This is a genomic window from Methylococcus sp. ANG, from assembly GCF_040730495.1.
GTDB lineage: Bacteria > Pseudomonadota > Gammaproteobacteria > Methylococcales > Methylococcaceae > Methylococcus.
The window spans coordinates 2621142-2645129 of record NZ_CP160399.1 but is presented as its reverse complement, the minus strand read 5'-3'; the positions used below and the strand labels follow the sequence as shown (position 1 = coordinate 2645129).

General features: G+C 64.7%; 26 protein-coding genes. 9 read left to right on the top strand and 17 right to left on the bottom strand.

The features are described 5' to 3' along the window. Positions 1-23: 23 nt before the first annotated feature. The 7 genes from ABZN20_RS12920 to mutM all read left to right on the top strand — a co-directional run bounded on the left by ABZN20_RS12920 (position 24) and on the right by mutM (position 7833). Complete coding sequence (locus ABZN20_RS12920) at positions 24-968, top strand: ABC transporter ATP-binding protein (protein ID WP_218808358.1); 945 nt, start codon at positions 24-26, stop codon at positions 966-968. Further along, complete coding sequence (locus tag ABZN20_RS12915) at positions 965-1720, top strand: ABC transporter permease subunit (RefSeq protein ID WP_218808359.1); 756 nt, start codon at positions 965-967, stop codon at positions 1718-1720. The genes ABZN20_RS12920 and ABZN20_RS12915 overlap by 4 nt, the downstream gene beginning before the upstream one ends. Then, positions 1717-3114 (top strand): GldG family protein, encoded by a 1398-nt coding sequence (locus ABZN20_RS12910; RefSeq protein WP_367025515.1) that lies wholly within the window; start codon positions 1717-1719, stop codon positions 3112-3114. The genes ABZN20_RS12915 and ABZN20_RS12910 overlap by 4 nt, the downstream gene beginning before the upstream one ends. 82 nt (positions 3115-3196) lie before the next feature. Then, the gene (locus ABZN20_RS12905; RefSeq protein ID WP_367025514.1) at positions 3197-4126 is read left to right on the top strand and encodes a DUF4340 domain-containing protein; all 930 of its coding nucleotides are present in this window, start codon (positions 3197-3199) and stop codon (positions 4124-4126) included. A 139-nt stretch (positions 4127-4265) separates the two neighbouring features. Further along, positions 4266-5813, top strand: coding sequence for an MBOAT family O-acyltransferase (locus ABZN20_RS12900; protein ID WP_367025513.1), 1548 nt, complete (start codon positions 4266-4268; stop codon positions 5811-5813). 2 nt (positions 5814-5815) lie between these two features. Then, positions 5816-7009, top strand: a complete 1194-nt coding sequence (locus ABZN20_RS12895) for a hypothetical protein (protein WP_367025512.1) — start codon at positions 5816-5818, stop codon at positions 7007-7009. Positions 7010-7017: 8 nt separating this feature from the next. Next, the gene (gene mutM, locus ABZN20_RS12890; RefSeq protein WP_367025511.1) at positions 7018-7833 is read left to right on the top strand and encodes a bifunctional DNA-formamidopyrimidine glycosylase/DNA-(apurinic or apyrimidinic site) lyase; all 816 of its coding nucleotides are present in this window, start codon (positions 7018-7020) and stop codon (positions 7831-7833) included. 16 nt (positions 7834-7849) lie between these two features. Here mutM and ABZN20_RS12885 read toward each other — a convergent pair whose 3' ends face one another. From ABZN20_RS12885 to ABZN20_RS12855, 7 genes are all read right to left on the bottom strand, one after another. Next, the gene (locus tag ABZN20_RS12885) at positions 7850-8872 is read right to left on the bottom strand and encodes an isocitrate/isopropylmalate dehydrogenase family protein (RefSeq protein ID WP_218808365.1); all 1023 of its coding nucleotides are present in this window, start codon (positions 8870-8872) and stop codon (positions 7850-7852) included. 82 nt (positions 8873-8954) lie between these two features. Next, on the bottom strand, positions 8955-9788 hold the full coding sequence (gene xth, locus ABZN20_RS12880) for an exodeoxyribonuclease III (RefSeq protein WP_367025510.1): 834 nt from the start codon (positions 9786-9788) through the stop codon (positions 8955-8957). Positions 9789-9792: 4 nt separating this feature from the next. Beyond that, on the bottom strand, positions 9793-10008 hold the full coding sequence (locus ABZN20_RS12875; protein WP_218808367.1) for a winged helix-turn-helix domain-containing protein: 216 nt from the start codon (positions 10006-10008) through the stop codon (positions 9793-9795). A 42-nt stretch (positions 10009-10050) separates the two neighbouring features. Continuing rightward, on the bottom strand, positions 10051-10332 hold the full coding sequence (minE, locus tag ABZN20_RS12870; RefSeq protein WP_218808368.1) for a cell division topological specificity factor MinE: 282 nt from the start codon (positions 10330-10332) through the stop codon (positions 10051-10053). A 4-nt stretch (positions 10333-10336) separates the two neighbouring features. After that, positions 10337-11146, bottom strand: a complete 810-nt coding sequence (gene minD, locus ABZN20_RS12865; RefSeq protein ID WP_367025509.1) for a septum site-determining protein MinD — start codon at positions 11144-11146, stop codon at positions 10337-10339. A 31-nt stretch (positions 11147-11177) separates the two neighbouring features. After that, complete coding sequence (gene minC / locus ABZN20_RS12860; protein WP_218808370.1) at positions 11178-11900, bottom strand: septum site-determining protein MinC; 723 nt, start codon at positions 11898-11900, stop codon at positions 11178-11180. A gap of 82 nt (positions 11901-11982) precedes the next feature. Next, on the bottom strand, positions 11983-12633 hold the full coding sequence (locus ABZN20_RS12855) for a class I SAM-dependent methyltransferase (protein WP_218808371.1): 651 nt from the start codon (positions 12631-12633) through the stop codon (positions 11983-11985). 185 nt (positions 12634-12818) lie between these two features. On the opposite strand from ABZN20_RS12855, the gene ABZN20_RS12850 reads away from it, so the two are divergent. After that, positions 12819-13064: a hypothetical protein gene (locus ABZN20_RS12850; RefSeq protein ID WP_255556638.1), complete on the top strand. Its 246-nt coding sequence runs from the start codon at positions 12819-12821 to the stop codon at positions 13062-13064. A gap of 26 nt (positions 13065-13090) precedes the next feature. Next, on the top strand, positions 13091-14587 hold the full coding sequence (gene ubiD, locus ABZN20_RS12845; protein WP_218808373.1) for a 4-hydroxy-3-polyprenylbenzoate decarboxylase: 1497 nt from the start codon (positions 13091-13093) through the stop codon (positions 14585-14587). A gap of 8 nt (positions 14588-14595) precedes the next feature. Here ubiD and ABZN20_RS12840 read toward each other — a convergent pair whose 3' ends face one another. From ABZN20_RS12840 to ABZN20_RS12795, 10 genes are all read right to left on the bottom strand, one after another. Further along, positions 14596-15870, bottom strand: a complete 1275-nt coding sequence (locus ABZN20_RS12840) for a heme biosynthesis HemY N-terminal domain-containing protein (RefSeq protein ID WP_367025508.1) — start codon at positions 15868-15870, stop codon at positions 14596-14598. After that, positions 15867-17918, bottom strand: a complete 2052-nt coding sequence (gene hemDX / locus ABZN20_RS12835) for a fused uroporphyrinogen-III synthase HemD/membrane protein HemX (protein WP_367025507.1) — start codon at positions 17916-17918, stop codon at positions 15867-15869. Before hemDX ends, ABZN20_RS12840 begins: the two co-directional genes overlap by 4 nt. 11 nt (positions 17919-17929) lie before the next feature. Beyond that, positions 17930-18862 carry a hydroxymethylbilane synthase gene (gene hemC / locus ABZN20_RS12830; RefSeq protein WP_218808375.1) on the bottom strand — a complete coding sequence of 311 codons (933 nt, stop codon included), beginning with the start codon at positions 18860-18862 and terminating at the stop codon, positions 17930-17932. Between the two features lie 100 nt (positions 18863-18962). Continuing rightward, positions 18963-19457, bottom strand: coding sequence for a disulfide bond formation protein B (locus ABZN20_RS12825; protein WP_218808376.1), 495 nt, complete (start codon positions 19455-19457; stop codon positions 18963-18965). A gap of 31 nt (positions 19458-19488) precedes the next feature. Then, a complete protein-coding gene (locus ABZN20_RS12820; RefSeq protein ID WP_218808377.1) occupies positions 19489-19698 on the bottom strand; it encodes a dodecin in 210 nt (69 codons plus the stop codon). A gap of 109 nt (positions 19699-19807) precedes the next feature. Next, a complete protein-coding gene (locus ABZN20_RS12815; RefSeq protein ID WP_218808378.1) occupies positions 19808-20641 on the bottom strand; it encodes a bestrophin family protein in 834 nt (277 codons plus the stop codon). Between the two features lie 40 nt (positions 20642-20681). Continuing rightward, positions 20682-20993: a DUF2288 domain-containing protein gene (locus ABZN20_RS12810; protein WP_218808379.1), complete on the bottom strand. Its 312-nt coding sequence runs from the start codon at positions 20991-20993 to the stop codon at positions 20682-20684. 13 nt (positions 20994-21006) lie between these two features. Then, entirely contained in the window at positions 21007-21468 is a 462-nt protein-coding gene (locus ABZN20_RS12805) for a molybdenum cofactor biosynthesis protein MoaE (RefSeq protein ID WP_218808380.1), read from the bottom strand. Between the two features lies 1 nt (position 21469). After that, the gene (gene moaD, locus ABZN20_RS12800; RefSeq protein ID WP_218808381.1) at positions 21470-21703 is read right to left on the bottom strand and encodes a molybdopterin converting factor subunit 1; all 234 of its coding nucleotides are present in this window, start codon (positions 21701-21703) and stop codon (positions 21470-21472) included. Positions 21704-21734: 31 nt separating this feature from the next. Continuing rightward, positions 21735-23966 (bottom strand): DUF1631 domain-containing protein, encoded by a 2232-nt coding sequence (locus tag ABZN20_RS12795; protein WP_367025506.1) that lies wholly within the window; start codon positions 23964-23966, stop codon positions 21735-21737. Between the last annotated feature and the right edge of the window lie 22 nt (positions 23967-23988).

Here is a 23988-nt window from a genome sequence, read left to right as displayed (position 1 = left end):
AACTTTCGTATCTTACGCGCAACATGACGAGCCTGATTCAAGTTCAAGAACTCTATAGGTATTACGGCGATCATTGCGCCGTGAACAACGTGAGCTTCACGCTGGAGAAAGGCGAGATTCTCGGATTTCTCGGCCCCAACGGCGCCGGCAAGTCCTCGACCATGCAGATGATCTGCGGGAACCTCGCTCCGACCTCCGGCCAGATCCTGATCAACGGGATCGATATCCTCGACCAGCCGCGCGAAGCCAAGCGAGAACTCGGCTACCTTCCGGAAATTCCGCCGGTCTACCGGGATCTGACCGTGGACGAATACCTGGAGTTCTGCGCCAGGCTCCACGGGATCAGCCGGGACCGGATGCGGCGGGCGGTCGACACCGCGAAGGAGCGTTGCGGCCTGACCGAGGTGGGGCCGCGCCTCATCAACAACCTGTCGAAGGGTTACCAGCAGCGCGTCGGCATCGCCCAGGCCATCGTGCACATGCCGGCGGTGATCGTGCTGGACGAGCCCACGGTGGGCCTGGACCCGATCCAGATCCGCGAGATCCGCGAGCTGATCCGGGAACTGGGCCAGGAGCACGGGGTGATCCTGTCGACCCACATTCTGCCGGAAGTGCAGGAGTCCTGCACCCACGTCCAGATCATCCACAAGGGCAAGCTGGTGCTCAACGGCACCATCGCCAGCCTGGAGCAGCGGATGCGCGCCTCCAGCCTGCTGGTGGCGACCCGCGACCCGGCCGACTTGCGGCAGCTCTACAGCCTGGAGGGCGTGCAGTCCATCGAGGACACGGGGCACAACCGCTACCGCATCTTCCACGACAAGGACAAGGACCCGGCGGTCCGGGTCGCCGAGGTCGTGGTCGGCGCCGGCTGGGGACTGGCCGAACTGGTGCCGGAGCGGCGCAGCATGGAGCAGATCTTCATCGACATCACCCAAACCGATCCGCAGGGCGAGGAGCAGGCCGCATGATGGCGTTCACGATCGCAGCGCGCGAATTGCGCACCCTCTTTCTGTCGCCGCTGGCCTGGTCCGTGCTCGGCGTGATCCAGATCATCCTGGGCTACATGTTCCTGGCTCAGCTCGACTATTTCCTGATGGTCCAGCCGCGGATGGCCGGCATGGAGGACATGCCCGGCGTGACCGACCTGATCGTGGCACCGCTGTTCGGCAATGCCGGCGTCATCCTCCTTCTGGTGACCCCGCTGCTCACCATGCGCCTGATCAGCGAGGAGCGCCGCAACCGGACCCTGAGCCTGCTGTTCACCGCGCCGGTGTCGATGACCGACATCATCCTGGGCAAATACCTGGGCGTGTTCTTCTTCCTGCTGATCATGGTCGGCATGTTGGCGCTCATGCCGCTGTCCCTGCTGATGGGGGGGGCGCTCGACCTCGGCAAGCTGGCTTCCTGTATCCTGGCCCTGGTGCTGCTGCTGGCCGGTTTCGCCGCGGTGGGCCTTTACATCTCGGCCTCGTCCAACCAGCCCACGGTGGCGGCGGTCGCGACCTTCGGCGCCTTGCTGCTGCTGTGGATCATCGATTGGACCGGCGGCGCGGAAGGCAATGCCAATGGCGTGCTGCAGTACCTGTCCCTGCTGCGGCACTACGAAGCCTTGCTGAAAGGTTTGGTTTCGACCACCGACCTGATCTATTTCCTCCTGTTCATCCTGACGTTCCTGGTCCTGAGCGTCCACCGTCTGGATAACGACCGGCTGCAAAAATGAAGATCAACCGCAAGACTCACATGGAGCTGCGGCTCCAGAACCTGCTGTTCACCCTGTTGCTCCTCGGCGTGGTGGCTCTGGCCGCCTGGCTGAGCACCCGCTATTCCGTCCAGTTCGACTGGACCGCCGCGCACCGCCATACGTTGTCCGAAGCCAGCGTCAAGGTGTTGGACATGCTGAAGGAGCCGGTCCGGGTGACGGCCTATGCCCGCGAGACCAAGAGCCTGCGCGACCAGATCAGTGACCAGGTCGGCCGCTACAGCCGGCACAAGAAGGACTTGAGCCTGAGCTTCGTCAATCCCGATACCCAGCCGGACAAGGTCCGCGAACTGGGCATTTCGGTCGACGGCGAGCTGGTCATCGAATACCAGGGCCGCAGCGAAAACGTGCAGGAGGCGAACGAGACCACCATCACCAATGCGCTGCAGCGCCTGGCCCGGGCCAAGGATCAGCGCATCGTGTTCCTGGAAGGCCACGGCGAGCGTTCGCCCAGCGAACGCGCCAGCCACGACCTGGGCCAGTTCGGCGACGAGCTGGGGCGCAAGGGCCTCACCGTATCCACGGTGAACCTGGGCGTGACGCCGAAGATCCCCGAGAACACCGACGTGCTGGTCATCGCCAGCCCGAACGCCAATCTGCTGCCGGGCGAGGTGAGCCTGATCGGCGACTGGGTGAAGCAGGGCGGCAACCTCCTGTGGATGATCGATTCCGGCAGCCTCAAAGGCCTCGGCCCGCTCGCCCAGCAGCTCGGCGTGCAGGTGCTGCCGGGCACGGTGGTGGACGCATCGACCCAGTTGTTCGGTATCGACGATCCCACCTTCGCCCTGGTCGCCGAATATCCGCCGCATGCGATCACCTATGGCTTCCAGACCATGACCCTGTTCCCGTCCGCGCTGGCGCTGGACGCGGTGCAGGACAACCATGACTTCGAGCGCGAGGCGCTGCTGAACACCCTCGCGCGCTCCTGGACCGAGACCGGCCCCATCGAGGGCAAGATCAGCTTCGATGCCGACAAGGGCGAACGCCAGGGTCCGCTGCACATCGCCTATGTCCTGACCCGCGAACTCAAGGCCGAGCCGAAGGAAGGGGAAAAGAAGGACGGCGCCGAGGCGGCCAGGCCTCGGGAACAGCGCATCGTGGTGGTCGGCGACGGCGATTTCCTATCCAACGCCTTTCTCGGCAACGGCGGCAATCTCAATCTCGGCCTCAACATGATCAACTGGCTGAGCCAGAATGACCAGTTCATCAACATTCCCGCCAAGACCTCGCCGGACCGCGACCTGCAGCTCACGCCGCTGGCTTCGGGCATCATCGGCTTCGGGTTCTTGATCGTGCTCCCGGTGGCGCTGATTGGCAGCGGCGTGCTGATCTGGTGGCGGCGGCGCCAGCGTTGAGATCTATGGCCGGGACGGCTCTGATTCGGACGATCCGAGGCCCATCGTCTGCCTTGGCTTCCGGTTTTTTGGTGGAGGGACTATGAAATCTCGGATGCTGCTCAATCTTTCCCTGCTGGCCGCCCTGGCCGTACTCGGCGTCATCGCCTATTTCGAGCCCGGCAAAAAGGAGCTCGCCGAGACGCCGCTGACCCAGGTGGAGATCGACGAGGTCGATACCCTGAGCTTGCAGCAGGGCGACGAGACCATCGTCCTGGCGAAGAAGGACGGGCGTTGGTGGGTGTCGGCGCCGTTTTCCGCACCGGCCAACGACTTCCGGGTTCGCCAGTTGCTGGAGATCGCGAAAACCACCAGCGACGCCAGCTATCCGCTCGAGCCGGAAGAACTGGCCAAGTTCGAACTGGACAAGCCCATCGCCAGCCTGACCGTGGGCGACGCGGTGCTGGTCTTCGGCGGAGCCGATCCCATCAACATGCGGCGCTACGTTCGCATCGGGGACACCCTGCATCTGGTGCGCGACGATTTCTCGCGTCATCTGACGGCCCAGGCGACGGACTACGTCGACAAGAAGCTGCTGCCGGAGGACGCGCGCATCCAGGAGATCGCCTTGCCCGAATGGAAAGCGCGGCTGGGGCAGGACGGCAAATGGGTTTTCGAGCCGCCGCAGGAAGGGGGGGAGACCCACATCGGCGATCTGCTGACCAACTGGCAGTCGGCGCGCGCGATCGACGTCAAGCACATGGACAAGACGGCCGAAGGGCAAAAACTCCACATCGGCTTGGCGAACGGGGAGTCGGTGGACTTCGTCATCGTCCAGCGCGAACCCGAGTTGCTGCTGGTCCGCCAGGATTACGGGCTCCAGTATGAAGTCGTGGGCGAGCCGGCCAGGCGCCTGCTCAGCCTGAATCCCAAGCCTGCCGAAACCAAGGCCGAGGAAGCGTCTCCACAGGCCTCGCCGGCCCCCGAATCTCCGATGGAAGATGGCGGGGCCGAGGAAATCGAGGCGGACTGAAGGCGAGGCGTCCCCGCTTCCGGCCCGCCGTTGCGGGCTCCGGGCCGGAGCGCGGGCCGTGCAGAGGCCTTGAAGGCTGCGCCACGCCTTTTGTTCGGACCGGTCCCGGCCCCGGTCGCCCACCGCTCGAGCCGGTCCGATGCTGTTCAATTCCTACGAATTCCTGTTCTTCTTCCTGCCGGCCGTGCTTGCCGGTTTCTACGGCTTCCTCCGGTATCGCAGCGATCTCGCGATCGCCTGGCTGGCGCTGGCCTCGCTGTTCTTTTACGGCTGGTGGAATCCGGCCTGCGTCCTGCTGTTGCTGGCCTCGATGGGTTTCAATTTTCTCGCCGGCCGGCGGATCAGCCTGATGCCGGAAGGGTCGACGGCGCGAAAGTGGCTGCTGGCCGGTTCCATCGCCGCCGACCTCGCCCTGCTGGGCTACTACAAATACGCCAATTTCTTCGTACGCGCCGTGAACGATCTGGCCGGCACGCACTGGCGGTTGGAGGAGATCGTGCTGCCCTTGGGCATCTCCTTCTTCACCTTCACCCAGATCGCCTTCCTGGTCGATGCGTACCGGGGCCGGGCGCGGGAATACCGTTTCGTGCCCTATCTGCTGTTCGTCACCTATTTTCCCCACCTGATCGCTGGCCCCATCCTGCACCACGGCGAGATGATGCCGCAGTTTTCGAGGGATCAGGGCGGCCGACGGACCGCCGACGATTTCGCCGCGGGGTTCACCTTGTTCCTGTTCGGTTTGTGCAAGAAGACCGTGCTGGCCGACGGCATCGCGCCCCATGCCCAGCAGTTGTTTGCGGCGGCGCAGAGCCAGCCGCCGATGTTTCTGGAAAGCTGGATCGGCGCCCTCGCCTATACCTTACAGCTCTATTTCGATTTTTCCGGCTATTCCGACATGGCGATCGGCCTGTCGCTGCTGTTCGGCATCCGTTTACCCGTCAACTTCGATTCGCCCTACAAGGCGGCGGACATCGCCGATTTCTGGCGGCGCTGGCACATGACGCTGTCCCGCTTCCTGCGCGACTACCTCTACATTCCCCTGGGCGGTAACCGCTGCGTGCCCTGGCGGCACAGCCTGAACCTGTTTCTCACCATGCTGCTGGGCGGGTTCTGGCATGGCGCCAACTGGACCTATCTGGCCTGGGGGGCGCTCCACGGCACCTACCTCGTCATCCATCACGGCTGGCGTAGGTTGCGGCAGCGCGTGGGATGGGACGCCGACCCCGTTTCCCGCCCGGCGCGCTGGGCGGGGAGACTCCTCACCTTCCTCGCCGTGGTGTTCGGCTGGGTGCTGTTCCGTGCCGACAGCCTGGCGACCGCCGGCGGCATCCTGCGCGGCATGCTGGGCTTGAACGGGCTGGCGCTTCCGGCCGGGCTGAAAGACGGCGCGCTGGGCGGGCGCTTGACGGCGGAAGGCTGGAAGTTCAGTGAGTCCCCATTGCTGCACGGCGCCGGGCCCGTCCTGTGGATCGCGGCCTTGTTGCTGGTTGCCCTCGCCATGCCCAACACCAATGAGATCTTCGCCCGCTTCAGGCCCAGCCTGAACATGGCGAGGGGCGTCCCGCGCGAAGCACGGTTCTGGCAATGGCGGCCGGATCCGGCCTGGGCGCTCCTGAGCATCGCCGTCGGCGTGGCCGCGGTGTGCTCGATTTCCGAGCTGAGCGAATTCATCTACTTCCAGTTCTGACGATGGATAGCGGCGCCTACCTCAAGACCGTATTGATCGGGATCTTCGCCCTGCTGGCGGCGCTGGCGGCGTTCTGCCGTTTGGTCGATCCGTTCTGGTACTACCGCGAGGTGAGCATTCCCGGCTTCAATGCCGTCAAGCCGGAGTTCAAGCGCTACGAGCGCCACGTCAAGCCGCAGATCGTCCGGCGCGAACGCCCCGAGGCCCTGGTGTTCGGCAATTCCTACGCGGAAATCGGCTTCGATCCGCTGCATCCGGCCCTGACCCGGCCGGACCGGAACGAGCGGGGCTACAACTTCGGCCTGGCGGGCGCGGACTGGGAGCGGGTATATTGCTCCGCGCGGTTCGCCCTCGAGCACGCCGCGCCGAAGCGGGTGGTCATCGGTTTCCAGCCCGGCCATCCGCTCCGGGCGGTCGATTGTGGGACGCTTTTTGCGGAGATGGAACATCTGCCGGCCGGTGCGCTGCTGCTGTCCGGCAAGGCCATCAAAGCCTCGATACGGACGGTGAAAGGCCAGCGCAAGCAGCCGACCCATACCGCCGAGGGCCTGTTCTATTACACCCGCTTCCAGCTGGAGGACGTGGAGCGCCGTTTCCGGGCCGATGTCGCCCGCTACCTGGGCAACCTGAAGCCGGACGCGCCCTGCCTGCTCAAGCCCTCGGCCGCGGTGGTCCCGCCGGACTTCGATCCGCCCGAGGGGAAAGGCGTTCCCGCGGACCTCGCCGGCCTCCATGACTTGTTGGTCCGTCTTGCTCGCGCCGGCGTCGAAACCCGGCTGGTCGCCTATCCGGTGCACGCCTTGAGGGCGGAAGCCGACATCGCCTGCGGCTTCGCCAATCTGCGCTGGGAGGCTCTGCTGTCGGTCGGGCGCGCCGTCCGCAAGGCCGACCCGGAGGGGCGCTGGGTGGAGGTCTGGGATTTCCAGGGCTACGACCCCGATCTGCTCGAGCCCATCCGCGACAACCAGACCCGGTTGTGGCAGGACGTCGGCCATTTCAACCATGAATTCGGCGACCGGCTGCTGGACCGGATGTTCGGCCGCGGCGAGGAGGGTTTCGGCAACCGGGTCGAACCGGCGGCGGTTCCGGCGCTGCGGGCGGCGTTTTTCCGCGACCGTGCCGCATTCCTGGCGAGCCACCCCGGGTTCATGACCGAGTTCGCTGCACTGGTTGAATCTTTCCGCAGCAACCGTTAAAAGCCGCCATGCCCGAACTGCCCGAAGTCGAAACCACCCGCCGCGGCATCGCCCCGCACATCGCCGGGCGGCGAATCGTCGATGTGAGGGTGAGGGAGCCGCGGCTACGCTGGCCGGTCCCCGCCGATCTGGCGGAGACGCTGGCCGGCCGGCGGGTAGGGGATGTTCGCCGCCGCGGCAAGTACCTGCTGCTCGATTTCGAGGGAGGCACCTTGATCGCCCATCTCGGCATGTCGGGGAGTTTCCGTATCTGCGAGCCGAACCTTCCGCCGCGCAAGCACGATCACGCCGATCTGGTGTTCGAAGGCGCCGTCTGCCTGCGCTACCACGACCCGCGGCGCTTTGGCTGTCTGCTGTGGACCGCGGATCCTCCGGAGCGGCACCCGCTGCTGGCCGAGCTCGGTCCGGAACCCTTGGAGGGCGAATTCGACGGCGCACACCTGCACCGCCTCGCCGCGGGACGCAACACGGCGGTCAAGTCCTTCATCATGGATAGCCATGTCGTGGTCGGGGTGGGCAATATCTACGCCAACGAAGCCTTATTCCTGGCCGGCATCCACCCCGGGCGCTCCGCCGGAAAAATCGGCCTCGCACGCTACCGGAACCTGGCGGGCCGCATCGCCGAGGTGCTGGCGGCGTCCATCGAACAGGGCGGCACGACCTTGCGGGATTTCGTCAACGAATCCGGGGCGCCGGGCTATTTCCAGCAGGTCCTGCGGGTCTATGACCGCGCCGGCCAGCCTTGCCGGGTTTGCGGTGAGCCGATCCGCTGCGTCCGCCTCGGGCAGCGCGCGACTTATTACTGTCCACGCTGCCAGCGTTGAATGGCGCTATTCGGGTCTACGCCTGGCGCACCCGTTCGATGATGGCCTCGGCCATCTGCGCGGTGCCGCAGGGGGAGGCTTTGGCCAGGTCCGGCGTGACCGAGCGGCCGTCCTTGATGACCTCGCGCACGGCGCGTTCGATCCGGCGGGCGGCGTCCGGTTCGCCGATGTGTTCCAGCATCATGGTGCCGGCCATGATCATGGCGGTGGGATTGGCGATGCCCTTGTCGGCGATGTCCGGCGCGCTGCCGTGCACGGCTTCGAACAGTGCCGCGTCGGTGCCGATGTTGGCGCCCGCCGTCAGGCCCAGGCCGCCGATCAGGCCGGCCGCCAGATCCGACAGGATGTCGCCGAACAGATTGGTGGTGACCAGCACGTCGAAGCGTTGGGGCTGCATGACCATCTGCATCGAGCAGGCGTCGACGATGCGGTCGTCGAACTCGATGTCCGGGTAGTCCTTGGCGATCTCGCGGCCGATTTCGAGGAACAGGCCGGAGGTGCACTTGAGGATGTTGGCCTTGTGCACCAGGGTGACCTTCTTGCGCCGGGCGCGGCGGGCGTAGTCGAAGGCGTAGCGGATGATGCGCTCGGAGCCCTTGCGGGTGACGACCGCGATGCTTTCCGCCGCGATCTTTTCCTCGTCGACTTTGATGAAATGCTCGATGCCGGCGTACAGCCCTTCGGTGTTCTCGCGCACGGTGACCAGGTTGACGTCGCTGAAAGCGGTGTCGGTACCTTCGAAGGAGATGGCGGGACGCACGTTGGCGTAGAGGTTGAAGGCTTGGCGCAGGGTGACGTTGACGCTGCGGTAGCCGCCGCCGACGGGGGTGGTGAGCGGTCCCTTGAAGCAGATGCGGTTGGCGCGGATGGAATCCAGCGTGGCGTCCGGCAGCGGATTGCCGAATTTCCCGACCGCCGCCATGCCGGCGGACTGGACGTCCCACTGGACCTGGACGCCGGTAGCCTCGATGACCTTGACGGCGGCGTCGACGATGGAGGGGCCGATGCCGTCGCCGGGGATGAGGGTGATCTTGTGCATGGAGACTTTCCTTGGAGTTTGAGGTAACCGTCCGATTATCCGACAGACACCGGCAAAAATTAAGCCGCGTCAGACTTGGGCTTCAGAAGCCGTCGAATTCGGCGACGACCGGTGCGTGGTCCGAGGGACGCTCGAGCTTGCGCGGCGCCTTGTCGATGGTGCAGGCGGTGCAGCGTTCGGCGAGCTGCGGGGAGGCGAGGATGTGGTCGATACGGAGCCCCAGGTTGCGGCGGAAGCCGGCGGCGCGGTAGTCCCACCAGGAGAAGCTCCCCTCGGGCTGCTCGAAGCGGCGGAACAGATCGGACAGCCCCAGGCCGGCCAAGGCGCGGAAGGCATCGCGTTCGGGCGTGCTGCACAGGATCTTTTCGCGCCAGCTTTCCGGGTCGTGCACGTCGCGGTCTTCCGGCGCGATGTTGAAGTCGCCCAGCACCACCGCATGGGGGTGCGTCTCCATTTCGCCAGCGACGAAATCGCGGATCTTCGCCAGCCAGTCGAGCTTGTAGGCGTATTTGTCCGAGCCGACTTCGCTGCCGTTGGGGACGTACAGGTTGATGACGCGCAAGGGCCCCGTGGTCACCGCCAGGATGCGGCGTTGCGGATCGTCCAGATTCGGGGGATCGGTCTGCGCGTCCTCGACCGGTGTCTTGCTGAATACCGCCACGCCGTTGTAGGTCTTCTGGCCGCTGTAGGCCGCGTGGTAACCGGCAGCACGCAGTTCCCCGACCGGAAACGCGTCGTCGGTCAGCTTGGTTTCCTGCACGGCCAGAAGGTCCGGCTGCGCCGATTCGAGCCAGTCGAGCACCTGCGGCAGCCGGATCCGCAGGGAGTTCACGTTCCAGGTAGCTATCTTCATGGGGTGGAAGGAGGGACCGCCGGCAGGGGGGCGCCCCTCTTCGCCGGGGAGCAGGGGCGCCACCGTGTCATTCGACGGTCAGCCGGAAAAACTCGTAACGGCCGCGTTTCTCGGTGACGAGCTTGCCTTCGCGCGCCAGCCAGCCGATGGCGCGCTGCACCTCGTTCCGGTCCAGGCCCGTTTCATCGGCGAGCCGGCTGGCGCTGGCTTCGCCGTTCTGGTCGAGGAAATGCCATATCTTGCCGGCGGCTTTCCCAACGGTGGTAGCGATGTCGTCGTGCATGGAGGATCTCCCGTAGCTTGGGCAGGTCGGAAATTAGGCGGTTCAGCCGCGCTTACGCTTCGGCCGAGGTTCGACGGTGTCCGGAAGGACGACGTTGAGTTCGAGCACTTCCCGGTTGTCGTCCTTTTCCATGGTGACCGTGATGGCGTCCTGGCTGACGTTGACGTACTTGCGTATGACTTCGAGCAGTTCCTTCTGCAGCATGGGCAGGTAATCGGGCTTGTTCCGCTCGGCCCGTTCGTGGGCGACGAGGATCTGCAGCCGCTCCTTGGCGACCGCCGCGCTGTCGGTTCTAGAACTGCGAAAATAGTCCAGAAGTCCCATGGTCTTACCCTCTGAAAAGCCGGCTGATGAAGCCTTTCTTTTCCGCCGCGACGAACCGGTGCGGGACGTCCTCGCCCAGATAACGGCGTACGGCGTCATCATACGCCTGTCCCGCATCGCTTTTTTCGTCCAGGATCACCGGCGAGCCCGCGTTGGAGGCATTGAGCACGGCGCGGGAGTCGGGGATCACACCCAGAAGGTGCAGGGACAGGATCTCCTGAACGTCGTCCACGCTGAGCATTTCGCCGATCTTGGCGCGCTGGGGCGAATAGCGGGTGAGCAGCAGGTATTCCTTGATCGGGTCCTCGCCGGCTTCGGCCCGCCTCGACTTGGAGGCGAGGATGCCGAGCATGCGGTCGGAGTCGCGCACCGAGGAGACCTCGGGGTTGGTGACGACGATGGCGTCATCGGCGAAGTACATGGCCAGGGTGGCGCCGCGCTCGATGCCGGCGGGGGAGTCGCATACGATGTAGTCGAAGGTTTCGCCGAGCTCGTTGAGCACCCGTTCGACGCCTTCTTTCGTCAGGCTCTCCTTGTCCCGGGTCTGGGAGGCGGGGAGGATGAACAGGTTGTCGCAGCGCTTGTCCCGGATGAGAGCCTGATTGAGGGTCGCTTCCTGGTTGATGACGTTGACGAAGTCGTAAACCACCCGGCGTTCGCAGCCCATGATGAGATCCAGATTGCGCAAGCCTACGTCGAAATCGATCACCGCGGTGCGGAAACCCTTGAGCGCAAGCCCCGTCGCGAAGGCTGCGCTGGTCGTGGTTTTTCCGACCCCGCCTTTTCCGGAGGTTACAACGATGATTCTGGCCAAATTTCGATCCTCCCAATATTCGTCGAAAACGTCATAAATCCTGGATGATCAGCGCATTGTCGCGCAGCATGATCTGTACCGGCTTGCCGCGCACGGTGCCGTCGAGGTTCTCGCTGATCTTGTAATGGCCGCCGATGGCGATCAGCTCGGCCTGGAGATCCCTGCAGAAGATGCGGGCGTCGAGGTCGCCCTTGACGCCGGCCATGGCGCGCCCGCGGAGCGAGCCGTAGACATGGATGTTGCCGTCGGCCATCAGTTCCGCGCCCGGGCTTACCGTGGCGATCACGACCAGATCGCCGTCGTTCGCGTAGACCCGCTGGCCCGACCGTATCGGCTGGTCGATGATTTTCGTCCCCTGCCGGGGCGGGCGAACCGGCTCCGGGGCCGGCTGAGGGTGTTCGGCCGCGGGGTGGGTTTCGTGATGCTTGCCCTCGGACAGCAGGGCCAAGCCAGCCGCATCGGCCGCGGCGTTCTGCTCCGCATTGCCGCCGCGGACGCCCACCGGCGTCAGCCCGCTCTTGCGAAGGACTTCCAGCAGTGCGTCAAAGTCGGGGACATGATCGCGTCCGGCCAGCTCGTGCAGATCGAGAATGACCGGTGCATGCCGGAAGAAGTCCGGGGCCTGCCGCACCCGGGCCGCGAGCAGGTCGGCGATGGCGTCCGCGCTGTCGCTGGTCAGCTTGAGCACGGGCAGGTTGAACGAGCCCGCGCGGATTTCGAAGGGGGTATCGTGGGCTAGCGATGAATCGAGCATGTCGTAGGCGGCAGGGGGGCGGGCTTGGTCAGGTATATTTTCGAAATTCTAACATTGCGCTCATCGGCCGCCCACGCTTGAGTTACGGCATCGCCGGAGCTGCGGTGTCCGGGGATTCTTTTTTGAGATGCAGCAAGGTGAACAGCCCCATCGGCGGCAGCGTCTGCCGCCTGACCTCGTGCAGCGAGGTATGGGCGAGAATTTCGTCGATGGGCATGTCGGGACGCCAGCCGAGTTTGTGGGACAGCGGGGACAGCAGGGCCTCGAAATGTCGGCGGGCGCCCCCTTGGTCCGCCGCGAAGTGGTTGACGATGATGACGTCCCCCCCGGGTTTGCAGACCCGCTCGATTTCGCGCAGCACCCGCTGCGGTTCGGGGACCACCGACATCACGTAGGCCGCCACGACCGCATCGAAGTAGTCGTCGGGGAATGCCATCTCGCGCGCGTCCATGATCTCCAGCCGGACCACGTGATTCAGGCTCTTGCGGTGTACCCGCTTGCGGGCGCGTTCCAACATGTGGGGCGAGATGTCGATGCCGTGCACCTGGTGTTCCTTGCGGTAGAACGGCAGGCTGATGCCGGTGCCCACGCCCACTTCCAGGATGCGGCCCGGCCGGCGGTTGGTGAGGTGCGCGGCCAGCGAGCGGCCGCGGAAGTTCAAGAGCCAGCCGAAGGTGTGGTCGTAGACCGGCGCGTAACGCGCATAGGACCTCAAGATGTGTTCCAGTTGCACGAGATTCCTCTTTAATGGGGCTGAACCGAAGCGTGGGAAATGCCGCCCTCGTCCCAGGCGGTTCTTATGGGGTACGGGCGGGAATTATACCCGTGCAAGGCGATCGTTGCCGGTCCGTCGTCATCGCCAGTTCCGACCAATTCCGCTACCATACCGGCCGGTATTCCTCAGCTCCTCACAGGACCATGAGCAAAGTCATCGAGATCAAGATCGGTTCCGAACCCCAGTCGCTCGTTGCCAAGGCGGAGAAGGCGGCGCGCGAGAAAGGCATGGAGTTCTCCGGCGACGAAACCACGGGCCGTTTCAGCGGCAATGGCGTGGATGGCGTTTATGAATTCAGGGGCGACCTCCTGGCCATCACGATCACGAAGAAGCCTTTCGTATTGCCCTGGGCGGTGATCGAAGCGAGCGTGAAGAGTTTTTTCGCCTGACCATTCGTTTTCCCCGCTGAGCGCAAATGACCCGGAACGGTGCCAAATACCGGGATCTGAGGGATTTCATCGACCGGCTCGAGGCGGAAGGGGAACTGCGGCGTGTCGGCGCGGTGGTGGACCCGAATCTCGAAATCACCGAAGTCTGCGACCGGACGTTGAAATCGGAAGGTCCGGCTCTGCTTTTCGAGCATCCCAAAGGCTCCTCCGTCCCCTTGCTCGGCAATCTGTTCGGCACCCCGCGGCGGGTGGCCCTGGGGATGGGGGAGACCTCGGTCGGAGCGCTGCGGGAGGTGGGCACGCTGCTCGCGTCCCTCAAGGAGCCCGAGCCTCCCAAGGGCATGCGGGACGCCTTCGAGAAGGTGCCGCTGTACCGCCAGGTGCTGCACATGGCGCCGAAGGAGGTCCGCAACGCGCCCTGCCAGCAGGAGGTGCTGCGCGGCAGCGAAGTCGATCTCGGCCGCTATCCGATCCAGACCTGCTGGCCGGGCGACGCCGGGCCGCTGATCACCTGGCCGTTGGTCATCACCCGCGGGCCGCACAAGCCGCGGCAGAACCTCGGCATTTACCGCCAGCAGGTCATCGGCCGCAACAAGACCATCATGCGCTGGCTGGCCCACCGGGGCGGCGCCCTGGATTTCCGGGACTGGCAGGAGGCAAGACCCGGCGAGCCCTTTCCGGTGGCCGTGGCCCTGGGAGCCGATCCGGCCACGGTGCTGGGTGCGGTCACGCCGGTGCCGGATACGCTGTCCGAATACGGCTTCGCGGGCCTTTTGCGGGGTGCCAGGACGGAGGTCGCACCCTGCATCCTGAGCGATCTCCAGGTGCCGGCCAGCGCCGAAATCGTGCTGGAGGGGTTTCTGTATCCCGGCGAGACGGCGCCGGAAGGGCCGTTCGGCGACCACACGGGGTATTACAACGAGGTGGAATCGTTTCCGGTCTTCACCATCGAATGCATCACCCAGCGGCACTCGCCGATCTACCACAGCACCTATACCGGCAGGCCGCCGGACGAGCCGGCGGTGCTGGGCGTGGCGCTCAACGAAGTGTTCGTGCCCATCCTGCAAAAGCAGTTTCCCGAGATCGTGGATTTCTACCTGCCGCCGGAAGGCTGTTCCTATCGCCTGGCCGTGGTGAGCATGAAAAAGCAGTACGCCGGCCACGCCAAGCGGGTGATGTTCGGTGTCTGGTCGTTCCTGCGGCAGTTCATGTACACCAAGTTCGTGATCGTGGTCGATGACGACGTCGACGCCAGAAACTGGAAGGACGTGGTCTGGGCGATGACGACGCGGATGGACCCGGCCCGGGATCTCACGCTGATCGAGAACACGCCGATCGACTATCTGGATTTCGCCTCCCCGGTGTCGGGCCTGGGCTCGAAGGTCGGATTCGACGCCACCAACAAGTGGCCGGGCGAAACCAGCCGGGAGTGGGGACGGCCCATCGCCATGGATGCGGCGGTACGTCGCCGCGTGGATGAAATCTGGGATTCGCTGGGGATATTCGCCGGCAGCCGAGGCTGAGGGCGCGGTCAGTCCGGCGTTTCGGTCTCCAGCCCGGCGGGTTCCGATTCGCCGCGGGGGTTCTGGTCGATCTGGGCGATGACTTCGTTCGAGGCGAGCAGCAGCCCGCGGCGGAAACAGGCGCAGGCCGCCGCCGTCTCGTTCTGCTCCAGGAGCAGGTCGCCCATGAGCTGGCAGGCTTCCACGCTCGGCTCCAATTCCAGGCTTTGGTCGAGATAGCGCAGGGCGGGTTCGATCTGCCGGGCGCGCACGGCAAGCTTACCGAGCACCCGCAGCAGCACGGCGTCGTTGCCGTGGCGGACCAGCCATTTCTCTGCCTGGGCGAGCTGCTGGCCGGCGTCGGGCGCCTGGATGCAGCCGTAAAGTACCAGTACGGTCTGATTCCATTCGCGGTCCAGGCTCGCGCGTACGGCGGGCTCGATCTCCAACCCCGCTCCCGCGTCGATCATGGCGGCGAAATACAGGGTTTCGATACCAGGCGCCTTGCGGATATGGGCGGGGATGTTTTCCCAAAGCTTTTTCAGGCGCGCGGCATCGCGGGCTTCCGCGTGCTGCTTGAGGAGGGCGCTGTAGGTTTCGGTCTCCAGCAGCTTGATCTCCGCCTCCATCATCACCTTGTTGGTATGAAGGCTGGGGATGAGATTACGCAAGCCTTCCCAGTCTTCCATCTGGGCATAGGCCTGGTGGAGCAGCCTCAGCACGGCCGCGTGGGTGGGCGCGATCCGGTTGAGCTGCGACAGCGATTCCAACGCCTGGTCGAACTGTTTGTCGGAGAGCTGCAATTCCGCGCGGGTGAGGCCGATGGCGATTTCCGCCTCGGGCATGGCTTCGTGGGCCAGTTTCAGATATTCGTCGCGCTGTTCGGCCGCGCCGCGCGAGTGCGCCGCCCGGGCCGCGGTCAGGTAGTTGATCAGGGGAACGCCGCTGTCGGCGGCGTGGCGGATGAGGGTCTTCTCGGCCTTTTCCCAGTTGCCTTCGGCGGATTCGATCAGGCCCGTGATGAGCGCTTCCTGCGACTGCCGGCTGCGCCTGCGGCCTCCCCGCTGACGGAGTATCCGCGGCAGCCGCAAGGCATGGATGACCAGGCGAATGATGGCATAGAACAGGATGAAGGCCAGCGTGAGGGCGCCGGCGAGTATCACCAGCGAAGATTCCAGCGTCCAGGGGCCATAGCCGATGATGACGTAGCCGGGATCGCCCTGGGCCAGGAAATGGCGGTAGACGTAATACGCCGCCCCGGCGACGAGGGCCAGGATCGCGGCCGCGATGGCGAGTCTTCTCACGGTTTGCCCCCCGGCGCGTCGCTTCCAGGAGAGGCGGCAGGCGCGGCCGTGCTTGCCGGTGTGACGACGTCGGTTTCGAGCCGCAGTTTTTCGATGTTGCGGAGCAAAGTGAGCGATCCGCTGATGTCGGGGAAGGAGGCCTTGAGCCGGACGCCGGCCATGGCCCGGAGGTCGCTCGATATGTCCTTGAAGGCGGAGGAGTCGCGGTCGAAGTTTTCGTTCAGCCAGGCGGTTGCGGATTCCAGGTTGCTGTGGAACAGCGCATCGTCGCCGCGCAAAAGGGAGGTGCGGGTCATCTCCAGTTTGAGCAGCAGGATTTCCCGGAGGCCGGCGGCTTCCTGCGGAGTCAGGACGGCATGCACGGGGCGGTCGCTGCGGCGCACGGTGACCAGCCCCTTGAGCTGCTCGAGGGTGGAGTCGACGGCATCGCCGGTTTCAGCCTCCGGCGATTTTGTCTTTGGCGTTTCCCGCGGTTCCTTCGACATGTCGGGATGCGGCAGGAACAACGGCAGCTCCCGTGTCTTGGCCTCGATCGCCAGCAGCTTGGCCGACAGCCCGACCACGTCGGGCGCCTGGAAGGCCTCGAGCCGATTGATTTCTTCCGCCAGCGCTTCCCGCACCTTGAACACGCCCGGGTCGCCGCTGTCGTGGAGCCGCTGGTCCGCGGCCTGCATGGCTTCGAGGACGGACTTCACGTCGCCGCTCAGGTGCAGCTTTTGGTTGGCGATGCCCAAAAGATATTCGGCGTCGGCGATCAGGACGTCGCTGTGGGTCCGGCTCAGCTGGCGCTGGATGGCCTGGATGGATTGCGCCAGTTCTTTGCGCGTGTCCTCGAGTTTCTGGCCGAAACCGGCGGATTGCTCGCCGAGCAGGCGCTCCAGCTTGCTGTCTTCGGTTCCGAGCTGGGACTGCAGGGTGGCGACCTGTGAATGCAGGGTGGCGAGCTGGGTCTGGAGGCTGCTGACCTGGCGGCTGAGTTCCAGCACGTGCAGATCGCCCTTGTTGAGTTCGCCGCCCAGGCCTTCCTGCTTGGAACGCAGCTCCTGGATCAGAAAATAGCCTGCGGTGGCCAGCAGCAGTATGGCCGCCAGCATCGAGTAACCCAGCCAGGCGACTATCCGTGATTTGCGCGGCGGATGCGCCGGAACCGGGGCGGCGGCTTTCCCCTGCAGGGGGTGTGGGTCTTCCCCGGCTGCCGGTCGCTGCGGCGCGTCGGTCATTTGTTTTTCCTCTTCGGCCAATGGCTTATCCCCGTCGTTTGGCGCGGCTCGCGAGGATGCCAGATGGGTGGCGACATCCTCCAGGGCTTGCAGCACGGCGGCGTCCGACGCTGTGTCGGCTACGCTCACGTGCCGGAAACCCAGCGATCCGGCTTGATTTTTCAATCGTTCGCTGATGACGACCAGCGGCGTCTCGATCAGCCGCGGCCGGTCCTCCGGTGGAACCAGGCTGTACAAGTGCTCGATGGCTTCGCCGCTGGTGGCGGTCAGAATGTCGAGCCCGGCCGTCCGCAAGCCGTCGACCAGTGGCTCGGTGCCCGTGTACACCGGCACCCGCCGATACAGCTCGGCATACTGGACCAGTGCGCCGCGTTCGACAAGCCGCTCCTTGAGCGTTTCCCGCCCGCCTTCGCCACGCACGATCAGGATCCGCCGGTCCGCGACGTCCCGCATCTCAGGCATATTCAGCAACCCTTCCGAATTCGCTTGCGACTCCGGAATGAGGTCCACGGTGATCCCGGTTTCGACCAAAGCATCGGCCGTGGCTTTGCCGATGGCGGCGATGCGCGGCCTGGCGCCGTCCGGTGGAAGCGCGCCGAGTACTCTGGCCTGGTTCACCGCATTGGCACTGACGAAGATCCACCAGTCCCAATCCGACACTTGCCGAAGGAGAGCCGCTGCTTCCGCCGCCCGCGCGCTCGGCTCGATGTCGAGCAGAGGGAAACGGACCGCGCTGCCGCCTGCCGCTTCGACCAGCTTGCACAGCGGTTCGGCCTGATCCTTCGGTCGCGTGACGAGGACGCGCAATCCCGACAAGGAGGGAGGCATGCTCATCGTCGTCAGGGCGCGGCGTAAACCCGGCGGAGTATTTCATCCGCACCCTGGCCGAGCAGTTCCTCGGCGACCCGTTCTCCCAGCGCCTCGGCGGCGGACAGGTGACCGGCGGCTTCGGCGCGGATGATGCCCGAGCCGTCCGGATTGCCGACCAGCCCTCGCAAGCGCAGGGTGTCGCCTTCGATCTGGGCGAAGCCGGCGATCGGTACCTGGCACCCGCCATTGAGGCGCCGGTTCATGGCCCGCTCGGCCAGGACGCAGCATGCGGTGGGCGGGTGATGCAGCGGTTCCAGCAGGGCGTTGGTCCGGGCATCTCCGCTCCTGCACTCCACGCCGATCGCGCCTTGACCGATGGCCGGGAGGCTGTGTTCCGGCGCCAGCGTTTCGGCGATACGTTCCTGGAGGCCGAGCCGCTTCAGGCCGGCGGCGGCGAGTACGATGGCGTCGAACTCGCCCGCGTCCAGTTTGGCGAGCCGGGTGTTGACGTTGCCGCGCAGGTCGTACAGCGTGCAGGCGGGAAGGCAGGATTTGATCTGGCACTGGCGCCGCAGGCTGGACGTGCCGATGCGGGCGTCGGCCGGGAGTTCCGCGAAATTCCGGTAGCGGTTGGAGACCAAGGCATCCCGCGGATCTTCCCGCTCCAGTATGGCGGCGAGATGGAGCCCTTCGGGGAATTCGACCGGCACGTCCTTCATGGAGTGGACGGCGATGTCGGCTTTGCCCTCGAGCATGCCCTGTTCCAGCTCCTTCACGAACAGCCCCTTGCCGCCCACTTTCGCGAGGGGGGCGTCGAGCAGTTTGTCGCCCCGGGTGGTCATCCCGACCAGTTCGACCCGGAGGCGGGGGTGGGCTGCCTGAAGGCGGGATGCGACGTATTCCGCCTGCCACAAAGCCAGCGGGCTCTTGCGGGTCGCTATGCGTAGGAGGTGACTGGCCACGGTTGAAGGGAAACCCGGAAAGATGATCCGTGCATTCTAACAGATCGCAATTTGCAGGGCCGAAATCCTGGTGCCGACCTTCCCCCGGGCGGCGGCTCGGTCAGCGTTCGGCGTTCCACCATTGCAGGAGACTGAAGGCGCCAAGTCCCAGGAAGCAGATCAATACCCAGGCGGGCATGCTCAGGCCGAGGAAGGTCCAGTCCACCTTGGCGCAATCGCCGGTGCCGCTCAGCATCGCCTTGAGTGTGTCGCCGAGCGGGAAATTCCGGAACATGTAGCTCAGGCCGGGGCCGCATTCGGGGACCTCCTCCGGCGGCAGATGCATCAGCCAGACATGGCGGCCGGAAATCGAGGCGCCGCCTAGAGCCACAGCCGTACCCAGCACCGCGTACGCGCGGATTCCGGCGGAGCCTGGGTGGTGGAGCGCCGCGGCCAGAAAAACCAGCGCTACGGCCAGCACCATGATGCGCTGCGAGATGCACAACGGGCAGGGCTCGAGCCCGCCGGAGAACTGGAAGTAAAGCGCGGCCGCCAACAGGGCGGCGCAGAACAGGAAGCCGAGGAAGAAACAGGTGCGGGCGCTGGGTATGGTCATGAGGTGTGAAGCAGCGGAGAAAAAGTAGTCTTTAGTCTTCGATTCGAAAGCCCACTTTCAGCATGACCTGGAAATGGGCGACCTCGCCGTCGACGATGTGTCCGCGGGTTTCGACGACTTCGAACCAGCTCATGTGGCGCAGGGTTTTCCCGGCTTTGGCTATGGCCGTGCGGATCGCATCGTCGGTGCTGACTGTGGACGAACCGACGATTTCGATGACCTTGTAGACGTGATCGGGCATGGCTGTTCTCCAACGGAAGGTAGCTGAAAGGGCGGCGCGGCGGCCGGACCCCCGGTTTTCGCCGGTATTCTTATATCACACATCGGTGCGATGGGCGTTGATCGAACAGTCAGCGTTGGGGTTCGCCATGAACCAGGAGTTCGCGTACCCGTAGGCGGATGTTCGCTGCGATCTCGTCGGTGGGAAGATCGTTCGCGTCGTCGCCGAACGGATTCTCGATTTCCTCGGCGATCAGTTCGAGGCTGGCCAGCACATAGAAAACCAGGGTCGTGATCAAAGCCGTCCAATAATGGAAGTCCGGCACGAAGCAGAAAGGCATGGAAACGATGTAGAGGAAGATGAATTTCTTCAGGAACAGGCTGTAGGAGTACGGAATGGGCGTCTTCTGGATCCGCTCGCAGCCGCCGCAGATTTCGGCGAATGCGCTCAAGTCGGGATTGAGGCAGAGCAGCTTGTCGCCGGAGAGTTCGCCTTTGCCGTTCAGCCGGGTCGTCTCCGCGAACAGCCGGGCCGCGATGCGATTGGGGCGGTGTTCCGTCGTGGCGGCGACCCGGAGGTGCCGTGTCAGGCTGTCCGCATACGCGCCGATGAGTTCGGCGAGCAGCGGCCGGGAGGGGTGGCCGTCCGGCAGATAGGCATCCAGCTTGAGCGCCAGATTGCGCGAAGCATTGGTCAGGCTGCCCCAAAGCCGCCGGCCTTCCCACCAGCGCTCGTAGGCGGTGTTCGTGCGGAACACCAGCAGCATCGAAATGACGAAGCCCAGCAGGGCATGCAGCGCGGTGGTGCTCTTGAGCTGATTCGGGAGGAGGTGCTGGTCCGCGTAGGCGATGCCGGCGGAGAACAGCGCCACGGAGAGCATGGCCGGCAGCAGGCGCCGGAACGTGTCGCTTTTGTGGAACTTGAAAATCAGTCCCCACCAGGACTTGGGGTTGTAACTGATCATCGTGGCGGCGATGCGTTTGCGGGGTGTTTGATGGTCGAACTCATTCCGGGCGGGAGGGGATTTCCTGCACCAGAACCCAAGGGGCGACGACTACGGCCCGGAACAGGGGGCGGCGCTCATTCCAGTCACGGGCCTCGGTTTCGGTCGCCCGCCCTACCCGCCCGTCTCGAATCCAGCGGGACAGGGTTTCCGCCTCGTCGGCGGCCATGACTGTGCCGACCTCGATGAGATCCAGCCCGGGAGCGACCCGGACGACGGCTCCCCGTGCGAAGTGCGGCTGCATTTCCTGCCAGGTGAGCTTGCCGGAATCGAGGTTCAGTTTTGCGTAAATCGAGGTTTCGTGTTCTGTCATCGAGGAAAGAGGATCACGGGCTGGGTGGGAAGGCCGGAGCGTACCCGTCGGTATTCGTCTCGACCCAGCGCTCGCCCTGCTCCAGGACCTCCTTTTTCCAGAAAGGGGCGCGGTGCTTGAGGGCTTCCAGAATATGGCGGCAGGCGTCGAAGGCGGTTCCGCGATGGGACGACCAGACGGCGACCAGGACGATTGGATCGGCGGGAAGCAGTTCGCCGACGCGGTGAATCACGAGGGCGTCGTCGAACGGCCAGCGGCTCCGGGCTTCGTCGACGATGTTTTGCAACTGACGCTCGGTCATGCCGGGATAGTGTTCGAGCGTCATCTTTCGGACCGACGAGCCCTCGCTGTAGTCGCGCATGGTACCGACGAAGACCGCGAGTGCGCCGACGCCTGTTGCGGGGACGGACGTCCCCCGGTAGCGGGAAAGTTCGGCGAGAGGATCGAAAGCGTCACCGCGGACTTCGATCAGCATGTCAACCTCCGGTGACCGGCGGGAAAAAGGCCACTTCGTCGCCATCCCTCACCGGCGTGTCGGCGCCGGCGTATTCCATGTTCACTGCGCACAGGACATTTTCGGGCAAGGGCCTGCCCTGGCAGACGGCTTTCCAGACGTCGGCGACGCAGGCCAGGTCTTCGAAGGCGAGCTGTTCTTCGGCACGACCCATCTGTTCCCTCAGGCCGGCAAAATATCGGACGCGGATTGTCATGGTGCTGGATCGAGGCTGGTGATGCGGGGTATCAGGGAGTCCAGGGAGTGCCGGCGTCGTCGTGCCGCTCGGCCGATCGCCCGAGGCTGTCGACTACCGCGTCCAGCGCCCGGTCCAGCAACGGCCCGGTCGTTCCCGCGATCAGCCGGATAGTGTTGGTGGCGAGCCCGGAAGCCAGTTCATGCAGGCCGACCTCGCGAAGCTTCATGCCGCGCCGGTTGACGAAAACATAACGGGAAGTGAAGTGGCTCTTCAAGAGAAGCTTGGCGCGGAAGGGCGATGCCGGGCTATCGCAAAATTCGACCCAATCCCCCGCCCGGAGGTTCCTGGCCTGTTCGATGAAACTATCATCCAGGGTTGGGGAGGGCGAAGCGTCGGGTCGCGCGCCCACCACGCCTTGGATGAGAATTTCTTCGATATCGCCCAGTTCCAGCGCTGCAGCGTCCGCGCCCGGAGGAGAGCCGGGCTTCTGGCGGCTGACGAGCCAAAGTTCGACGTCGTTAAGGAACGCGTGCATTTGCACCGGATCGAATGCGATGTTCTCCAACCGATCGCGTACGGACCGGATGATTTCGGGCTCGTCTGCCCCGGCGTCCGCTTGCTGGACCATGGCGTCATGGGCGCCTGCCCAAGCGATGAGCCGATCCATGATGGAGATCGCGTCGTCCCAGTCCGCGGGTTCTTGTTCTCTGCGCAGATAGGCGATCACCAGGACGTCCTTCCAGGCATTGAGCAGCAGTGAAACCAGTGCCGGCGGAAGCGGACGCCTTTCGACGCGGGCCGTGATTTCGACCGCGGCGGCACGCTTGGCCAGGGCGAGGCGTTCCTGGCTGACCGCTGCCTGCCGCGTGCGTTCTTCCATGGCCGTGACGCCCTTGCACTCGCGTTCGACAAAAGCGGAAAAATCCTCGAGCAGCACTGCAAACAGGCGGGTATCTTCGTCGAACTCGGTAAGTATGCGGTAGACGACCTCCTCGATCTTCTTCAGCACGACCTGGTCCTTCCTATCGCCCGAATTCAGGCCCACGCCGGCCTGGGCCAGAGCATTCAAGAGCAGCCGCAGGGGATGTGTTTTCTTGGCCAGGAACGAACGCTCGATGATCGCGACTTTGACGACGGGAATCTGCAGACGGGCGATGAGGGCCTTGACCGGATCGGGAAGGTTGCGGTCTTCCAGGATGAAATCGAAGATCATCGATACCATATCGATGACGTCTTCCTCGAACTGGCCCAGGCGTCGTCGTTCGCCATCCGGAAGAAATCTGGCCAGCTGGTCGACCAGGGACTGCTTCAGCAGCGGAATCTGGGCGCCGGGATCGTATTCGTCGGACGCCAGAGCACAGGTGTTTTGCTGCAGCAGACTCAATGCGTTGACGACTTCGCCGGCATCGAAGTGTTTTCCGCCGGCTTGGGCGTTGGACTGGCTCGCCGCGGTCCCCGTCCGGCGTTTCCAGAGGCTGAGCAGGTGCAGCAGGTCGTTTAGCCGGTCTTCGTTGTCGTCTTCCGAGGAGCGGGAGCCGGGCGGGTCCTGATTCGGCGGCATTGCGGAAGTCTTCGCCTTCAGCGCGAGGGAGGCATCCGGCAGGACGCCGTGTTCGGCCAGGAGGTCGTTCATGTGCCGATAGGTCGTTCCCATCTTGCACAAAACGTGGCGGTCGAATAGCTTCAATATCAGCAGGGTCGCCCGGATGTCGACCGGCAGCCCGGCGAGCGATGCGGTGAAGGCGTGGCACAGTGCCTCGGGGGTGAACGGATGAGCTGGCAGGGAGCCGGTTTGATGGCCCTTGAGAGCGGCGAGACGGAGTTCGAGCTGCCCCAAAGTGTCCTGGAACAGGAGGTTTGTCTTCTGCGCGGCATTGGTTACGGCCAGTTCGATTTCCAGGGCATCGTTTTCCAGGAGCGTCAGACCGCGATCGGCGGGGTCGCCTGGCGCCACGGCCTGCGGCGGAGCGGACGGATTTTCGGCCGGGTTCCAGAAGCGCTCCTCGGCATCAAGCACCTCTCGCAGGCAGCACGCCAGCATGCTGGGTTTTTCCCGGCGGACCTGGCGCATGGCATCGAAATACAGCGCCTGCGATGCGCCGCTGTCGGCCTTGTCGGAAAGCTCGAACAATTCGTCGTCGATCTGGGCGAACAAGTCTTGCAGCAGCCGCCCGAAGCCAGCCTCGAAAATGGCACGAATTTGCGTTGCCAGGGGGTGGAGGTTCGGAAGACCGGCGGCCGGCTGTTCATGATCGGGGTCGGGTTGAAGTCCTGATCGCATGGGCTGGACTCGGTGGGGGAAG

Excerpts from the sequence above, each read along its gene's own strand:
- minC (WP_218808370.1), bottom strand. The coding sequence starts at position 11,900 with ATGCTCGATTCATCGCTAGCCCACGATACCCCCTTCGAAATCCGCGCG.
- ABZN20_RS12805 (WP_218808380.1), bottom strand. The coding sequence starts at position 21,468 with ATGCTGATCGAAGTCCGCGGTGACGCTTTCGATCCTCTCGCCGAACTT.
- ABZN20_RS12920 (WP_218808358.1), top strand. The coding sequence starts at position 24 with ATGACGAGCCTGATTCAAGTTCAAGAACTCTATAGGTATTACGGCGAT.
- hemDX (WP_367025507.1), bottom strand. The coding sequence starts at position 17,918 with ATGCCTCCCTCCTTGTCGGGATTGCGCGTCCTCGTCACGCGACCGAAG.
- ABZN20_RS12905 (WP_367025514.1), top strand. The coding sequence starts at position 3,197 with ATGAAATCTCGGATGCTGCTCAATCTTTCCCTGCTGGCCGCCCTGGCC.
- mutM (WP_367025511.1), top strand. The coding sequence starts at position 7,018 with ATGCCCGAACTGCCCGAAGTCGAAACCACCCGCCGCGGCATCGCCCCG.
- ABZN20_RS12895 (WP_367025512.1), top strand. The coding sequence starts at position 5,816 with ATGGATAGCGGCGCCTACCTCAAGACCGTATTGATCGGGATCTTCGCC.
- ABZN20_RS12910 (WP_367025515.1), top strand. The coding sequence starts at position 1,717 with ATGAAGATCAACCGCAAGACTCACATGGAGCTGCGGCTCCAGAACCTG.
- ubiD (WP_218808373.1), top strand. The coding sequence starts at position 13,091 with ATGACCCGGAACGGTGCCAAATACCGGGATCTGAGGGATTTCATCGAC.
- ABZN20_RS12915 (WP_218808359.1), top strand. The coding sequence starts at position 965 with ATGATGGCGTTCACGATCGCAGCGCGCGAATTGCGCACCCTCTTTCTG.
- moaD (WP_218808381.1), bottom strand. The coding sequence starts at position 21,703 with ATGACAATCCGCGTCCGATATTTTGCCGGCCTGAGGGAACAGATGGGT.
- ABZN20_RS12795 (WP_367025506.1), bottom strand. The coding sequence starts at position 23,966 with ATGCGATCAGGACTTCAACCCGACCCCGATCATGAACAGCCGGCCGCC.
- minE (WP_218808368.1), bottom strand. The coding sequence starts at position 10,332 with ATGGGACTTCTGGACTATTTTCGCAGTTCTAGAACCGACAGCGCGGCG.
- ABZN20_RS12810 (WP_218808379.1), bottom strand. The coding sequence starts at position 20,993 with ATGACAGAACACGAAACCTCGATTTACGCAAAACTGAACCTCGATTCC.
- ABZN20_RS12815 (WP_218808378.1), bottom strand. The coding sequence starts at position 20,641 with ATGATCAGTTACAACCCCAAGTCCTGGTGGGGACTGATTTTCAAGTTC.
- ABZN20_RS12825 (WP_218808376.1), bottom strand. The coding sequence starts at position 19,457 with ATGACCATACCCAGCGCCCGCACCTGTTTCTTCCTCGGCTTCCTGTTC.
- ABZN20_RS12885 (WP_218808365.1), bottom strand. The coding sequence starts at position 8,872 with ATGCACAAGATCACCCTCATCCCCGGCGACGGCATCGGCCCCTCCATC.
- ABZN20_RS12820 (WP_218808377.1), bottom strand. The coding sequence starts at position 19,698 with ATGCCCGATCACGTCTACAAGGTCATCGAAATCGTCGGTTCGTCCACA.
- ABZN20_RS12875 (WP_218808367.1), bottom strand. The coding sequence starts at position 10,008 with ATGCACGACGACATCGCTACCACCGTTGGGAAAGCCGCCGGCAAGATA.
- ABZN20_RS12900 (WP_367025513.1), top strand. The coding sequence starts at position 4,266 with ATGCTGTTCAATTCCTACGAATTCCTGTTCTTCTTCCTGCCGGCCGTG.
- ABZN20_RS12850 (WP_255556638.1), top strand. The coding sequence starts at position 12,819 with ATGAGCAAAGTCATCGAGATCAAGATCGGTTCCGAACCCCAGTCGCTC.